This is a genomic window from Actinomycetospora straminea (genome assembly GCF_028737255.1).
Taxonomy (GTDB): Bacteria; Actinomycetota; Actinomycetes; order Mycobacteriales; family Pseudonocardiaceae; genus Actinomycetospora; species Actinomycetospora straminea.
This window is the reverse complement of record NZ_JAQZAN010000026.1, coordinates 79,649-94,332: the sequence shown is the minus strand read 5'-3', so window position 1 is coordinate 94,332 and position 14,684 is coordinate 79,649. Positions and strand designations below refer to the sequence as shown.

16 protein-coding genes are annotated in these 14,684 nt (G+C 75.4%); 3 read left to right on the top strand and 13 right to left on the bottom strand.

What is annotated here, in order from left to right:
- Nucleotides 1-48: 48 nt before the first annotated feature.
- Nucleotides 49-903 (bottom strand): thioesterase family protein, encoded by an 855-nt coding sequence (locus PH190_RS26960; RefSeq protein WP_274234627.1) that lies wholly within the window; start codon nucleotides 901-903, stop codon nucleotides 49-51.
- Nucleotides 904-913: 10 nt separating this feature from the next.
- Complete coding sequence (locus PH190_RS26955) at nucleotides 914-1,417, bottom strand: Lrp/AsnC family transcriptional regulator (RefSeq protein WP_274234626.1); 504 nt, start codon at nucleotides 1,415-1,417, stop codon at nucleotides 914-916.
- A 175-nt stretch (nucleotides 1,418-1,592) separates the two neighbouring features.
- On the opposite strand from PH190_RS26955, the gene PH190_RS26950 reads away from it, so the two are divergent.
- A complete protein-coding gene (locus tag PH190_RS26950; RefSeq protein ID WP_274234625.1) occupies nucleotides 1,593-5,120 on the top strand; it encodes an indolepyruvate ferredoxin oxidoreductase family protein in 3,528 nt (1,175 codons plus the stop codon).
- A gap of 41 nt (nucleotides 5,121-5,161) precedes the next feature.
- On the opposite strand, the gene PH190_RS26945 is transcribed toward PH190_RS26950, so the two are convergent.
- The 10 genes from PH190_RS26945 to PH190_RS26900 are packed head-to-tail and all read right to left on the bottom strand — an operon-like array spanning nucleotide 5,162 to nucleotide 11,443.
- Nucleotides 5,162-5,647 (bottom strand): OsmC family protein, encoded by a 486-nt coding sequence (locus tag PH190_RS26945; protein ID WP_274234624.1) that lies wholly within the window; start codon nucleotides 5,645-5,647, stop codon nucleotides 5,162-5,164.
- On the bottom strand, nucleotides 5,647-6,039 hold the full coding sequence (locus tag PH190_RS26940; protein ID WP_274234623.1) for a DUF3224 domain-containing protein: 393 nt from the start codon (nucleotides 6,037-6,039) through the stop codon (nucleotides 5,647-5,649). Before PH190_RS26940 ends, PH190_RS26945 begins: the two co-directional genes overlap by 1 nt.
- Before the next feature lie 36 nt (nucleotides 6,040-6,075).
- Nucleotides 6,076-6,903, bottom strand: a complete 828-nt coding sequence (locus PH190_RS26935) for an SDR family NAD(P)-dependent oxidoreductase (RefSeq protein WP_274234622.1) — start codon at nucleotides 6,901-6,903, stop codon at nucleotides 6,076-6,078.
- A gap of 4 nt (nucleotides 6,904-6,907) precedes the next feature.
- On the bottom strand, nucleotides 6,908-7,090 hold the full coding sequence (locus PH190_RS26930; RefSeq protein ID WP_274234621.1) for a hypothetical protein: 183 nt from the start codon (nucleotides 7,088-7,090) through the stop codon (nucleotides 6,908-6,910).
- A 39-nt stretch (nucleotides 7,091-7,129) separates the two neighbouring features.
- Nucleotides 7,130-7,411: an antitoxin gene (locus PH190_RS26925; RefSeq protein ID WP_274234620.1), complete on the bottom strand. Its 282-nt coding sequence runs from the start codon at nucleotides 7,409-7,411 to the stop codon at nucleotides 7,130-7,132.
- Between the two features lie 22 nt (nucleotides 7,412-7,433).
- Complete coding sequence (locus PH190_RS26920) at nucleotides 7,434-8,858, bottom strand: carboxylesterase/lipase family protein (protein ID WP_274234619.1); 1,425 nt, start codon at nucleotides 8,856-8,858, stop codon at nucleotides 7,434-7,436.
- Nucleotides 8,855-10,012, bottom strand: a complete 1,158-nt coding sequence (locus PH190_RS26915; protein ID WP_274234618.1) for a DUF3500 domain-containing protein — start codon at nucleotides 10,010-10,012, stop codon at nucleotides 8,855-8,857. Before PH190_RS26915 ends, PH190_RS26920 begins: the two co-directional genes overlap by 4 nt.
- Complete coding sequence (locus tag PH190_RS26910; RefSeq protein ID WP_274234617.1) at nucleotides 10,009-10,335, bottom strand: putative quinol monooxygenase; 327 nt, start codon at nucleotides 10,333-10,335, stop codon at nucleotides 10,009-10,011. The genes PH190_RS26915 and PH190_RS26910 overlap by 4 nt, the downstream gene beginning before the upstream one ends.
- Before the next feature lie 57 nt (nucleotides 10,336-10,392).
- On the bottom strand, nucleotides 10,393-10,938 hold the full coding sequence (locus PH190_RS26905) for a DUF308 domain-containing protein (protein WP_274234616.1): 546 nt from the start codon (nucleotides 10,936-10,938) through the stop codon (nucleotides 10,393-10,395).
- A 10-nt stretch (nucleotides 10,939-10,948) separates the two neighbouring features.
- Nucleotides 10,949-11,443, bottom strand: a complete 495-nt coding sequence (locus tag PH190_RS26900) for an inorganic diphosphatase (RefSeq protein ID WP_274234615.1) — start codon at nucleotides 11,441-11,443, stop codon at nucleotides 10,949-10,951.
- A gap of 170 nt (nucleotides 11,444-11,613) precedes the next feature.
- Between PH190_RS26900 and PH190_RS26895 the strand changes: the two genes are divergently transcribed.
- Together PH190_RS26895 and PH190_RS26890 are read left to right on the top strand one after the other, a co-directional pair.
- Complete coding sequence (locus PH190_RS26895; RefSeq protein ID WP_274234614.1) at nucleotides 11,614-12,606, top strand: YihY/virulence factor BrkB family protein; 993 nt, start codon at nucleotides 11,614-11,616, stop codon at nucleotides 12,604-12,606.
- Between the two features lie 95 nt (nucleotides 12,607-12,701).
- Nucleotides 12,702-13,994 (top strand): hypothetical protein, encoded by a 1,293-nt coding sequence (locus PH190_RS26890; RefSeq protein WP_274234613.1) that lies wholly within the window; start codon nucleotides 12,702-12,704, stop codon nucleotides 13,992-13,994.
- Between the two features lie 97 nt (nucleotides 13,995-14,091).
- Here PH190_RS26890 and PH190_RS26885 read toward each other — a convergent pair whose 3' ends face one another.
- A complete protein-coding gene (locus PH190_RS26885) occupies nucleotides 14,092-14,646 on the bottom strand; it encodes a YceI family protein (RefSeq protein ID WP_274234612.1) in 555 nt (184 codons plus the stop codon).
- Nucleotides 14,647-14,684 lie beyond the last annotated feature (38 nt).

The window sequence follows — 14,684 nt, the reverse complement described above, 5'->3', positions numbered from 1 at the left end:
GCACCGATTCTCAGCCGCCGAGGCGGCCACCGGAAGGGCCATGGAGTCTCAGAGGAGCAGCGCGAGCTGCCGCGACTGCGCGACCAGCGCCCCGTCGGCGTCCCACACCTCGACGTCCTCCTCGTGCAGGCCGTGGGCGAGGTGGCGGGTGACGGTCCGGCAGCGCAGCGGGCCGGGTGCGGGGTGCTCGCGCAGGTGCACGGTGAGCTGCGCCGTGCTCGACCCGCGGCCCATCTCCAGCACCACCGGCGCCGCGCCGTCGACGACGAACGCGAGGTCGAGCAGCGTCGCGTCCGAGCCGTCGGCGAACGCGAACCAGAACTCCGCCGACGGGTCGCCCGACGGCTCGCCGCGCACCCAACCGGGCAGGGCGGGCACGCCGTAGCGCATCCGCCGGCCCACCGTCGCCGCGCCCGGCGGGGCGTCCGGCCCGCCGAAGCTCACGCACTCCGCGAACGGCGGCAGCGCGGGCGGGACCGTGAGGTCGACGGGGTCGGCGGGGGTCGCGGCGAGGTCGGCGAACGTGGCCTCGAGGCGCAGGACGTCGCGCTCGGCGCCGTCGGGGCCGGCCTGCACGAGCCGGGCGGTGCCGGTCGCGAGCCGCCGGCCCGCCCGGACGACCTCGGTGCGGACCCGCGCCGGACCCGGCATCGCGGGGCGCAGGTACGACGCCGACGCCACCACGGGGTCGGGCAGCGGGACCTCCGTGGCGAGTGCCCGCAGCGCGACGCTGAGCTGGTAACCGCCGTTGAGACGCCCGTCGTCGAGGCTCCAGCGGTCCGACAGGGCGATCTCGTGCACGCCGTCGCCGACGCGCTGCGCGGTGCTGTCGAGCCCGAGCTCACCGATCACGGCGCGGAGTGTGCCCTGCGGGCAGGTGAGCAGGAAGAAGGGCTCCAGCACCTCTTTCTGCTCACGTGCGCGGACGCGCACCCCGCGGCAGGGCGCGCACCAGCGGCAGCACGCGGTGGGCCACGCGCTCGGTCAGCGCGATCTCCGTGCGCGTGCGCTCCACGCCCGGGGTGCCGATGATCCCCTGGACCACGTGCTCGAGGTGCGCGTTGGTCCGGGCGACCACGCGCGCCCACAGGTCGCCGTCCCCGGTGATGGTGTGCGCCTCGACGACCTCGGGGATCGTCGCGAGGTGCTCGGCCACGGCGTCGAGCCGGCCCTGGGTGATGTGCAGGGTGACGAACGCGTGCACGTCGTAGCCGAGGGCCTCGGGGTCGACCTGCGGCTCGAACCCGACGATCACCCCGCGCTCCTGCAGGCGCAGGAAGCGGGCCTGCACGGTGCCGCGCGCGATGCCCAGCGCCCGCGCGTGCTCGCGCAGGCCGACCCGCGGCCGCTCGAGGAGCGCGAGCAGCAGCGCGCGGTCGAGGTCGTCGAGGTCCATCCCGGCTCCTGGCTCGTCCATTGGCCGAAGGGGATCAGCGCGAGGGGCGATCGACTGGGCCAACGGCCCAGCCCCTGAACACGACGATAGACCACTGGCGAGTAACTCCCTAGCTTTCGGGTCACCGCCACGACGTGTGGCCCGGGCCACGGGACCCACCCCGCGCCCGTGCGCCGAGCCACCGAGGAGGTCCACCATGACCGTCGACGTCCGACCGCCCGTGTTCGACGTGCCGTCCGGGGGCCCCGGTGAGCCACGCCGCCCGGTGTCGCTGCGTGACCGCTACGCGATGACCCACGGGCGCGTGCACCTCACGGGCGTCCAGGCGCTGGTCCGCCTGCCGCTGGACCAGCACCGCGCCGACCGCGCCGCGGGCCTGCGCACCGGCGGCTACGTCTCGGGCTACGAGGGCTCGCCGCTGGCGGGCTACGACCTCGAGCTCGCGCGGAACCGCGACCTCCTCGACGAGCACGACGTCGTGTTCGCGCCGGGGCTCAACGAGGAGATCGCGCTGACCGCGGTCGAGGGCACCCAGCTCGCGGCGGCCACCGGCTCCCTGACCCGCGACGGCGTCGTCGGCTACTGGTACGGCAAGGCCCCGGGTCTCGACCGCGCCACCGACGCCCTGCGCCACGCGAACCTCACCGGCACCCACCCCCGCGGCGGCGCCGTCGCGTTCGTCGGCGACGACCCGGCGGCCAAGTCGTCGAGCGTGCCCAGCGCGTCGGAGGCCGCGCTCGCGGACATGGCCGTCCCGGTGCTCTACCCCGCCGACTCCCAGGACGTCCTCGACCTCGGCCGCCACGCCGTCGCGCTCTCGCGGGTGAGCGGGCTGTGGACCGCACTGAAGATGGTCACCGCCGTCGCCGACGGCTCGGGCACCGTCGAGGTCGACCCCGACCGCCTGCTCCCGGTCGTCCCCGACACGGTGATCGACGGCCGGCCCTGGGTGCACACCCCCTCGGCGGTGCTCCTCCAGCCCTCGCTGGGCCCGATCGAGCGCGACCTCTACCGCGCCCGCCTCGAGCTCGCCCGCCGCTACGCCGCCGCCAACGGCCTGGACCGGATCGTCGGCGCGGGGCCGGCGCGCATCGGTGTCGTGGCCGCGGGGAAGAGCTGGCTCGACCTGCGCCAGGCGCTCGACACCCTCGGCCTCGACGACGCCGAGCTCGCCCGCCGCGGCGTGCGCCTGCTGCGCGTCGGCATGCCCTGGCCGCTGGACCACGGCGTCGTCGACCGGTTCGCCGCGGGCCTCGACGAGATCGTCGTCGTCGAGGAGAAGCGGGCGTTCCTCGAGACGCAGATCAAGGACCGGCTCTACGGGCGCCCCGACGCCCCGCGCGTGCACGGCAAGCGCGGCCCCGACGGCGCGGCGATGTTCCCCGAGGCCGGCGACCTCGACCCCGACGTCGTCGCCCGCCGCCTCGGCGAGCGCCTGCTCGCCCACGGCGACGTGCCCTCGGTGCGGGCCTGGCGCGACGAGAAGGCACGCCGCAGCCGCATCGACCTGTCGCTGACGCCGGTCGACGGCGCGAAGCGCACGCCGTTCTACTGCTCGGGCTGCCCCCACAACACCTCGACCACCGCCATTCCGGACGGCTCGCTGGTCGGCGCGGGCATCGGGTGCCACACGATGGTGCTGCTGATGCCCGAGGAGCAGGTCGGCGAGGTCACCGGCCTGACCCAGATGGGCGGCGAGGGCGCGCACTGGCTCGGCATGGCGCCGTTCGTCGACGCCGACCACTACGTGCAGAACATCGGCGACGGCACCTTCCACCACTCGGGCTCGCTCGCGGTGCGCGCGGCCGTGGCGGCGGGCGCGCACATGACCTTCCGCCTGCTGCACAACGGCGCGGCCGCGATGACCGGCGGGCAGGACGCCGTCGGCGCGCTGTCGATGCCGGCGCTGACGCAGAGCCTCGCCGCCGAGGGCGTCACCCGCATCCTCGTCACCACCGAGGACCGGTCGCGCTACCGCGGGGTGGAGCTGGCCAAGGGCGTCGAGGTCTGGGACCGGTCGCGCTACTCCGAGGCCCAGCGCGTCCTCGCCGACACGCCGGGCGTCACCGTGCTCATCCACGACCAGGAGTGCGCGGCCCAGAAGCGGCGCAAGCGCAAGCGCGGCACGCTCGCCGACCCGTCGACCCGCGTCATGATCAACGAGCGGGTCTGCGAGGGCTGCGGCGACTGCGGGCAGACGTCGAACTGCCTGTCGGTGACGCCGGTCGACACCGAGTTCGGCCGCAAGACCCGCATCCACCAGGCGTCGTGCAACAAGGACTACTCCTGCCTCGACGGCGACTGCCCGGCGTTCCTCGCCGTCGAGCCCGGCACCGCCGGCCACGCACCGGCGCTCGAGCCGCTGGGCGCCGACGTGCTGCCGACCCCGCCCGCGGTGGTCGACGACGAGTCGTTCACGGTGCGCCTCGCCGGCATCGGCGGGACGGGCGTGACGACGGTGTCGCAGGTGCTCGCGACGGCTGCGCTGGTCGCCGGGCGCCACGTGCGCGGTCTCGACCAGACCGGGCTGGCCCAGAAGGGCGGGGCGGTGGTGTCCGACGTCAAGGTCAGCCGCCGGCCGGGCGAGGCCGCGGGCCGCGCCGCCGAGGGGGAGTGCGACCTCTACCTCGGCGCCGACCTGCTCGTCGCCGCCGACCCGGCGAACCTCGCGACCTGCGCGTCGTGGCGGACGGTCGCCGCGGTGTCGTCGGCGAAGATCGCGACGGGGTCGATGGTCGTCGACCCGTCGGTGTCGTTCCCGGACGCCGACGCGGTGCTGCGGCGGATCACGGACCGGGTGCGCCGAGACGTCGGGATCGTCGTCGACGCCCGCGCGCTGGCCGACGCCCTCTTCGGCGACGACCAGTTCGCCCTGACGTTCCTGCTCGGCGCCGCGTTCCAGGCCGGCGCGCTGCCGCTGCCGGCGTCGGCGGTCGAGGAGGCGTTCACGCTCAACGGCGCGGCGGTGGAGAAGAACCTCCAGGCGTTCCGCCGCGGCCGCCAGTCGGTGGCCGACCCGGAGGCGTTCGCGGCGGTCGTCGCGCGGGTCACCGGCACGGGTCCCGACACCGGGGTGCCGGGGCTGACCGCGCGCGGGGCGGCCGAGGCAGCGGAGATCGTCGCGTCGATCGGGGCGCCGGCGGGCAGCGAGCTGGAGCGCCTGGTGGCGATCCGGGTGCCCGAGCTCGTCGCCTACCAGGACGCGGACTACGCGCGGTCCTACGCGTCGGTGGTGCGCTCGGCGTCCGACGCCGACCCGCGCCTCGCCGAGGCGATCGCCACCGGGCTGTACAAGCTCATGGCGTACAAGGACGAGTACGAGGTCGCGCGCCTGTCGCTCGACCCGGCGCTCGAGGCGTCCGTGCGCGCGCAGTTCGGCGAGGGCGCGCGCCACGCGTGGAAGCTCCACCCGCCGGTGCTCCGGGCCGCGGGCATGCAGCGCAAGATCACGCTGGGCCGGTGGTTCCGGCCGGGCTTCCGCACGCTGCGCGCGATGCGCCGCCTGCGCGGGACGCGCCTCGACCCGTTCGGCGTGGCCGAGGTGCGCCGCGTGGAGCGGGAGCTGGTGGCGGAGTACCGAGCGTTGGTCCCGACGCTGATGGAGCTCGACGTCGACCGCGCCGTGGAGATCGCCGCCCTGCCCGACATGGTCCGGGGCTACGAGGACATCAAGCTCGCCAACGTCGCCCGCTACCGCGCCCGCCTCGCCGAGCTGCTGCCCTGACCGGCCTACGTGCGTGATCTTCTGAGCGATAGCTCAGAAGATCACGCACGGAGGAAGGTGACCACCGGCTCCACGGTGACCGGGGTGGCGAGGCTGTTGGCGATGTAGCACTCGCCGTGCGCGAGGTGCACGAGCCGCTCCACGCGCGGGACGCTCGGGCCCGGCGTCACGGTGATCTCCGGGCGCAGCACGATCGCCGCGATCCGCGCCGGCCCGCCGTCGTGCGACATCGTCGCCTCGGCCTCGTCGCGGTAGGCGGTGACGTCGATGCGGGCCCGCGCCGCGATCGCGAGGAACGACAGCAGCTGGCACGACGACGCCGCGGCGAGCACCAGCTGCTCGGGGTCGAGCAGCGCGGCGTCCCCGCCCAGCGTCGGGTCGTTCGACAGCGCCAGCGTGGTGTCGGCGGGCGGGGCCTCGACGCGGTGGGCGCGCCCGTAGCCGTCGTAGCCGGCACCGGTGGAGCCCGACCACGTGCAGGTCGCGCGGTAGCGGTGGGTGCCGTCGGGGTCGGTCGTGAACGCCATCAGGGCAGCTCGTAGTCCAGCGTCAGGAGCTCGTGGGCGACGACGCCGGTGCCGCGCAGGCCCTCGAGCCCGCCCGTCCCCGACCCGGCGACGACGAACGCCCACTGCCGCATCTCCTGGCCGTCGCCGCCCGACGCCCCGTGCTGGAGGACGAAGCTGCCAGCCCGGCCCTCGAGATCGCCGACCACGCGCTCCTGCGCGAGGTAGGCCGCGCCGCCCTCGCCCTGGGTGGTCAGCAGCTCGGCGACGGCCGTGCCCTGCAGCGGGCCGGAGTAGGTCTTGCGCAGCAGGGTGCGGCCGGTGGCCGGGCCCCGGCCCTCCGGCTCGGCGAGGGGGTCGCCGTCCGCGGGCTCCCAGACGTCGATGGTGAAGGCGCTCTCGAGGTGGGTCACGCGATCATCCTCGCGGGGAGAGGCTGACATCTCCCGTCAGGGTCGGGTCAGCTCGTCGGCGATCGCGCGCAGCCGGGCGCGGGCCAGCGGGTCGTGCGCCTGCGGGTCGGGCTCGGCCTCGCGCACGCCGTTGAAGTAGTGGCCGGTGACGCCGGCGAGCTCCGGGTCGACCGCCAGCCGCGCGGTGGCCGCGACGCCCTCGGCGATCGTGCTGATCGGCGACGGCACGATCTTGGTCGGCATGTAGGTCGCCGGGTGCAGCGCGGTCGCGGTGACGACGGCCGGGTCGAGCTCGTCGGCGAGGTCGAACGCGTCGAGGATCTGCGCGAGCTTGCTCTGGGTGTAGGCGCGCCAGCCCGAGTAGTCGCGGCGCAGCATGAGGTCGTCGAAGTCCAGCGCGGCCTGGCCCGCCGAGGACACCATGACGATCCGCGACGGGTCGCCCGGCGACGCGGCGGCCTGCAACGACGGCAGCAGGCGGCGGGTGAGCAGGTGGCCGGCGAGGAAGTTCACCGCGAACCGCAGCTCGTGGCCGTCGGCGCTCTCCTGGCGCTCGCCGCCGCCCGGGACGTCGGCCCCGATGCCGGCGTTGTTGACGAGGACGTGCAGGCGAGGGTGGTCGGCGGCGACGCGGTCGGCGAGGTCGCGGACCTGCGCGAGGTCGGCGAGGTCCGCGCGGTACCAGGACAGGGCGTCGTTGCCGGTCGCCTGGCGGATCTCCTCGAGCGTGGCCTTGCCCCGCTCGTCGTCGCGGCCGTGCAGCAGGACCTGCAGGCCGCGGCCGGCGAGGTCGTGCGCGAGCCCGCGGCCGAGGCCGTCGGTCGCGCCCGTGACGAGGACGGTGCGGGTGTCGGGGGTGCTCACCGCGTCAGTCAGTCGTGTAGGACCAGTTGCCGGGCAGGTCGACGGTCTTCTTCTTCGTCCGGCTGTTCCAGCTCACGCCGAAGAGCTTCACCGTCCAGGAGGAGGTCTTGCCCTTCTCCGAGCGCGAGACGTTGCGCCACACCGGCAGCGGGCCCAGCTTGCGGCGGCCACGGTAGTTCAGTCCCATGTCCGTCGGAGTGCCCGCTGCCGGCGCGGGGATCACGCGTCAGGGACGGTCGGTCCGCTGGCTCGGGTAGCGGGTGGCCGACTGCGGCCCGTAGTACTGCGGCTCCGGGAACGGCACCGTGCGCCCCGGCACGCTGGTCTGCTTGCGGACCTGGCGCACCGCCGAGTCGATCTGCTTCTGGTACTTCCCGCCGGTGCGGCTGTTGACGAAGGCCGCGGCCTGGTCGGCGTACCGGTTGACCGTCTCGGGGTTCTGGCGGGCGAATCGCCGCGCGGCGGCCACGGCCGCGCCGATGGCCGCGACCCTGCGCATCAGGGGCATCGGTTCCTCCTCAGGGGTGTCCTCATCGAGTGTGCCCGTTCCGGTGGGCGGTCACGGTGTCCAGCACGACCGTCGGCCCGGCGCCGGGGGAGTGCGGCGGCCAGGGCAGGTCGTCGGTCCCGGGGTCGCCGTGCCGCGCGAACGCCAGCCACGCCCCGCGCAGCACGGCCCCGAGCGGCTCGACGTCGGTGTCCCAGTCGGCCCCGCGCAGCATCGGCGCGCCCGCCCACGCCTCGCGCGCGCCGAACAGGAACGGCAGGTCGACGCAGTGGCAGGCACCCAGGCCCGAGGCGGGCGCGCGCCACGCGAAGCGGTAGCTGAAGGTGCGGGCGCCGGCGCGGGCCGCGTCGTCGGCGAACCGGTCGGCGGGTCCGGTGAACACCCGCCGCGTCACCACGCCCCCGGCCGCCGACGCGAGCCGTCCGATCAGCGGCAGCCGCCGGGCCGCGCGCAGGGGCGGGCTGATGGCGAGGAACGTCTCGATCTCGTCCGCGGTCGCGCCGACGAGCACGTCGTGCCCGGACGACGCCGCGTCGGTCCACGTCACGCCCGGCGCCAGCGGCGCGACGCCCGCGGTCGGCGCGAAGGCGGGCGACGAGTCGAGCCCGCCGGGTCCCGCGGCGCGGATCATCGCGTGGCGCTGGGCCGCCAGCAGCGCGTCGACGCCCGCCGTCCGCGGGTCCGCGCCGTCGAGGCCCTCGGTGACGTGGCCCGCGACCCGCGCCGCCCGCGCCGGCGACGAGAGCCCGAGGCCCAGCTGGCCGCTCTGGAGGATCGCGCGCCGGAACAGCGGGCGGGCCGCGGGGACGGTCATCAGGCAGGCGATCGCGTGCGCGCCCGCGGACTGGCCCGCCACCGTGACCTGCGCGGGGTCGCCGCCGAACGCCGCGATGTGCTCCTGCACCCAGCGCAGGGCGGCGATCTGGTCGAGCAGCCCGAGGTTGCCGTCGGACACCCCGTCCGCGGCGAGCCAGCCCAGCACCCCGAGCCGGTAGCCCACGCTCACCGCGACGACGTCCCCCTCGGCGACCAGGCGCGCGGTGTCGTACCAGGACGTCGACGCCGACCCGATGACGTAGGCCCCGCCGTGCAGCCAGACCAGCACCGGGCGGGGCACGCCGTCGGTGAGCGCGGCGGCCGGGGCGCGCACGTCGAGGCGCAGGCAGTCCTCGTCCTGCGGGGCGTCGTCGTCGGTCGACGGGCCGGTCACCGACGCGACGCGGGCGGGCAGCTGCGGGCTGATCGGGCCGGGCTCGACGGCGTCGCGGATCCCGGACCAGGGCGCGGGCGGCTCCGGCGGCGCGAAGCGGTGCGCGGTGGCGTAGCGGATGCCGCGGAACTCGACCACCTCGACGGCCCCGACGGCCCCGAGGACACCGCCGCGCCGTCGCCCGCGCAGCGTGCCGGTCGACAGCGTGACGGTCGCGTCGGTGATCGCCCCGGTCACGGGTGGTGCTCGGGGTGGTGGAGCGCGAGGTGCTCGCCCAGCACGTCGAGCCCGAAGTCGCGCTCGGGGTCGCGCCAGACGGAGTGGGCGTGGTTGACACCGCGCTGGACGTTGTCCCACTCGGCGAGCAGGTGGGGGCCCTGCAGGCGGTAGTAGTGCGGCTCGCCGCGCTCGGCGCCGCCGGCCCAGGCGAAGTGCACGGCGTCGAGCGCGCTGCCGTCGAACCGGGCGCGCTCGCGCTCGACGAGCCCCGGCGGCATCCGCCCGACGTAGGTGTCGAGCAGGCGGCGCAGGATCTCCTGCTGGCCGGCGTCGAGGTCGGCGCCGGCGATGCCGCGCGGGGCGGCGGTCAACTCGGTGGCGGCGCGGTCGGCCTCGGTGACGCCGAGCTGGGCCTCGAGCCCGTCGTGCATCGACCAGAGCCGGTCCTCGAGGCCCTGCTCGAAGTGCCCGCGCCAGAGGTCGGGCAGCGGGACGAGGCGGTCGCCGGGCCCGGGGCGCACGCGGTTGGCGCCGATGATGTCGGCGGGCGCGGTGGGGGTGAGCACGGCGCGGGGGCGCTGGTCGGCGTCGAGGGCGTGCAGGAGTTCGCGCGCGGTGTCCTCGACCCCGCCGAGCGGGCGCAGCTCCCGGCCCCCGAGCAGCGGGGACACCATCGGGTCGGCCCCGAGGAAGCAGGGGCTGCCGGCGACGGCCTCGCCGCCGACGACGAGGTGGTTGACCGAGACGTGGTGCCCGCCGAAGCGCCAGGACCAGGGCCCGTCGCCGGCCGGGTCGCCGAAGACCCGCAAGTAGTACATGCCCGGGTCGCGGCCGCGGTCGCGGGCGAACCCGGCGGTGAAGCCCTCCGTGCGGTCGAGGACGTTCTCCAGCCCCATGATCGTCGCCGCGCTGACGTAGCCCGGCTCGGACAGGCCGCTGGCGAGCAGGCGCATCGCCGCGCGCTGCTGGTGGGGGCGCTGCTGGTGGACGGTCAGGCCGCCGTGGTCGGTCGGCGTGTAGTACCAGCGCACCCGCTCGGCGTCCGCGGCCTTCGAGCCCGGCCAGTCCCACACGCCGATCGCCCGCTGCTCGTCGTCGAGACCGTCGATCCACGCGACGGCCGCCTCGGCCATCGCCGAGGCGACCGTCCGCGGGGTCGGGTGCTCGGTCACCGGATCCGCTGCAACTGCGTGATCACGAGCCCGTCGGCACCACCCTGGAGGTACTCGTCGAGCTTGCCGGCGAACTCCACGAGGTGGCTGTTGGCGAGGTGCGCCTCGAGGTGCCCGGGGCTCGTCCAGTTCTCGTAGAAGAAGAACGTGCCGGGGTCGTCGACGGCGACGTGCAGGTCGTAGTTGACGCACCCGTCCTCGGCCAGCGTCGGCTCGACCAGCTTCTCGAGCTCGGAGCGCAGCTCCTGCTCCTTGCCCGGCAGCGCCTTCATGTGCGCGATGACGGTGAGCAGGGTGCGGTCGTCGTCGGTGGGGGTGGCCACGGTGCCTCCAGGGGTCGACGGCACGGTCGAGAGGGCTCTACCCCCGGCCCCGGCGCCTCACGCGTCGCGGCGGCCGTCGGGGGCACCCGAGCCGTCCCCGCCCCCGTCCTCGTCTTCGTCCCTGTCCGAGCCGCCCCCGTCCGAGCCGCCCGAGCTCCCCGACTCCGAGCCGCCCGAGCTCCCCGACCCCGAGCCGCCCGACGACCCGGACCCCGTCGAGCCCACCGCGGCCTCGGCGCCGGCGTCGTCGCCGGTCTCCGACGGGCCGCCGGTGGGGTCGTCGGGGGGACCGGGGGTCGGCCCGGCCGTCGCCCTCCGCGGCGGGCCGGGGGTGGACCTGGGCGGGCCGGCGGTCGGCGGGTCGGCCGGCGGCACGGGCGCGTTGGTCAGCGTCCGCGAGGCGCGGATCGCCGAGCGCGCCCGGACGTCCTGGATCGCGATGATGGCGATGCCCAGCGCGAGGGCGAGGACGCCGAAGATCACGATCGCGACCACCGTCGCGACGGCGCCGACGAGGATCGCGAGCACGCCCGCGACCGCCCACACGATGCCGATCGTGCGCATGGTCGCGACGTTCGGCGGTGGGTCCGGCGGCTCGGTCACGTCGGCGCCCTCACGTCGTGTAGCCCTCCTTCTCGGCGCGATCCAGCGACGCGCGGACCTCCTTCTCGGCCTCCGCGCGCCCGACCCAGGAGTGGCCCTCGACCTCCTTGTCGGGCTCCAGCGCCTTGTAGACCTCGAAGAAGTGCTGGATCTCCATGCGGTGGTACTCGTCGAGGTGGTGGATATCGCGCAGGTGCTCGAGACGCGGGTCGTCGCTCGGGACGCAGAGCACCTTGTCGTCGCCGCCGGCCTCGTCGGTCATGCGGAACATGCCGATCGCGCGGCTGCGCACCAGGCATCCCGGGAAAGTGGGCTGCTGGACGAGCACGAGCGCGTCGAGCGGGTCGCCGTCCTGGCCGAGGGTGTTCTCGATGTAGCCGTAGTCGGCGGGGTACCGCGTCGCGGTGAACAGCGTGCGGTCCAGCCGCAGCCGCCCCGTCTCGTGGTCCATCTCGTACTTGTTGCGGCTGCCCTGCGGTACCTCGACCAGCACGTCGAACTCCACGCTGCGCCTCCCGGTGATCGCCGTGTCGGGGCGTCAGTGTGTCGTGGACCGCCCTGGCGAGCCACTCCACCCCGGGCCTCGTCGACCGGAGTCCCCGTTCGGCGGCAGCGACTGCTCCGGTGACGCGGCCGTCGAGGGGGTATCCGCACGATGCGGTCGGGGAGGTGGGGATGGGGGTCTCGCGGAGGTTCGACGCCTTCCAGCGCCGGCACCGCTGGGCGGCGCTGCCGCTGGCCGTGGTCTACAAGTTCGTCGACGACCAGGGCACCTACCTCGCCGCCCTGCTCGCCTATTACGGCTTCGTCTCGCTCTTCCCGCTCCTGCTGCTCGCCGTGACGGTGCTGGGCTACGTCCTGCACGACGACCCGGGCGCCCAGCAGGCGGTGCTGACGTCGGCGCTGCGCAACGTGCCGGTGATCGGTGACCAGATCCGCGACAACGTCCACACCATGAGCGGCAGCGTCGTCGGCCTGGTCGTCGGCAGCGTCGTCGCCGTCTACGGCGCGCTCGGCGTGACCCACGCGGCCCAGCACGCGCTCGACGAGGTCTGGGCGGTGCCCCGGGCCGAGCGACCCGGCATCGGCACGGCCTACGCGCGCGGTGCGTTCGTCGTGCTGCTCGTGGGTGTCGGCGTGCTGGCCACGGCGGGACTGTCCGCGCTCGGCGCCACGGCCGGCGCCCTGCTCGGCTGGGGCGACCTCGCCCGGTGGGCCACCACCGTCGCCGGCCTCATCGTGAACGTCAGCCTGTTCCTGCTGGCCTACCACCTGCTGACCGCCCACCGGGTGCCGATCCGCGAGCGCTGGATCGGCGCCGTCACCGCCGGCGTGACGTGGCAGGTCCTGCTGGAGATCGGCACCTGGCTGGTGCGCACCCGGCTGGCCGGGGCGAGCGCGACCTACGGGTTCTTCGGCATCGTGCTCGGCCTGCTGGCCTGGATCTACCTCGCCGCGGCGGTGTTCGTGCTGTGCGCCGAGCTCGACGCCGTCCTCGCCCGCCGCCTGCACCCGCGCAGCCTGTTCAGCATGTACCCGGACGACCGCGACACCACGGCCGCCGACCTGCGCGCCTACGAGTCCTACGTCGAGTCCGAGCGGCAGAAGGACCACCAGACGGTCGACGTCCGCTTCACCGACGAGCCGGGACGGAACGCGTCGCACTGATCCCCGCGTGGCACGTGTGAGGGACCGGGTCGGGTGGTACTCGGCTCCGCTGCACCAGGGCGGCGCCCCCTCGTCCTCCTCACGAAGGAGCCCGCGTGACCTCGACGCGCCCGACCGCCCCCGGTGAGCGCTACCGCCCCGCCGAGCGTCTCGGCGGTCGCGAGAACCCGGTCCACCGGGCGCACGACCTGCTGCTGCAGCGCGACGTGGTGATCAAGTCCTTCCCCGGCGCCGACGGCACGGCGCGGTGGGAGCACGACGCGCTCCGGCGCGTGCAGCTCGGGCCGGGCCAGGCGATGGAGGTCCTCGACGGCGCCCCCGACGGCGCCGACGGACCGTTCGTGGTCATGCCGGTGGCCCGCGGCGGCAGCCTCGACCGCGCGCTCGATCCGTGGGACCCGACGTCGGCCGCGCTGCTCGTGGCCCGGCTCGCCGTCGGTCTCGGACGCCTGCACCGCCTCGGGCTCGTGCACGGCGGGGTGGGTCCCGACGCGGTCCTGCTCGACCCGACGCTCGGCCCGCGCTGGACCGGCCTGGGCGCGGCGGTGGCGGACACCGCGAGCGCCGAGGACGACGTCCTCGCGCTGGCGGGCATCGCCGTCACCGCGGTCACCGGTCCGGCGCCGGCGGCGGTGGCCCCCTCCGGCGAGGTCGTCGAGGCGGTGCGTGCCCTCGTCGTCGCGCCCGGCGACACGGGTGCCCGGGCGCGGCTGCGCGCCGCCCTGGCGGCCCACACGGCGCGGCACGGGATCGCACCGCGCGCCGCGCGCGGCCTGCCCGTGGCGCGGCCTCCACGTCGCGCCCGGCGCGCGGTGCTCGCCGCCTGCGTCGGTGCCGCGGTCGTCGGCGGGGTGCTCGGTGCCGGGTTCGCGACCACGGGCGGCGACGCCTCCGCGACGGTCGTGGCCGGGACGATCGAGGAGCCGGCCGTCGACCTGACGCCGCCCGCCGCCGTGCTCGCCGTACCCACCCCGGGCTCCTCCGGGCTGATCGTCGGCCCCGCCGGCCCCGCGCCGACCGGCGCCGCAGCCGACGCGGACGCCGACGACGACGTCGCCCGTCCCTCCTCGGGCGGCGCCGACCGTCCCGCGACCCGCTCGGGTGACCGCCCGGCGGCCGAGGCACGGGCGGCCGACCGGCGCGACGACGCCCCCGAGCGTGCGGACCGGGGCGACCGCGACCGGGACAGTGACCGGGACCGTGCTGAGGACCGCGACGAGGACCGGCAGGGCGACGGCGACCGCCGCTCCGCCCGCGACGGTGACCGGGACGGCGGGGACCGCGGGCACGACCGCGGCGGGGACGCCGACGACGACGGTGGTGGCTCCCGGTCCGACGACGGCGACGACGGCGGGGCGATCGGCCGCATGCTGGACGACACGGTCTGAGGTCCCCGGACACACGACGGCCCGCGTCCCTGGTGTGGGGGCGCGGGCCGTTGTCGTGAGCCGGTCGCGACGTGCGCCGGGGGTGGCGCCCGTCGGGTCAGGCCTGCTTGACCGCCGAGACGTCGAACTCGAGGCCGACCTTCTCCGACACGAGCACGCCGCCGGTCTCGAGCGCGGCGTTGAACGTGATGCCGAAGTCCTTGCGGTTGATCGTCGTGGAGCCCTCGAACCCGGCGCGGACGTTGCCGAACGGGTCCTTGGCCAGGCCGGTGAACTCGAACGGGACGGTCACCGACTGCGTGACGTCGCGGATCGTCAGGTCACCGGTGATGTTCCAGGTGTCGCCGTCCCGCTCCACCGAGGTCGAACGGAAGGTGATCTCCGGGTAGACGTTCACGGCGAGGAAGTCGTCGCCCTGGACGTGCCCGTCGCGCTGCTCCTGGCCGGTGTTGAGGCTGTTGGCGGCGATGACGATCTCGACGCCCGAGCGGGCCGGGTCCTCGCCGATCGTGGCGCTGCCGCGGAAGTCGCCGAACGTGCCGCGGACCTTGGTGACCATCGCGTGCCGGGCGGTGAAGCCGATGCGCGTGTGGGCGGGGTCGATCTGGTACGAGCCCGCGAGCTCGAGGGTCGGCGCAGCGGTCTCGGTCATGTCGTCCTCCATGAGACTTGAAGCATCAACTTTCTAGG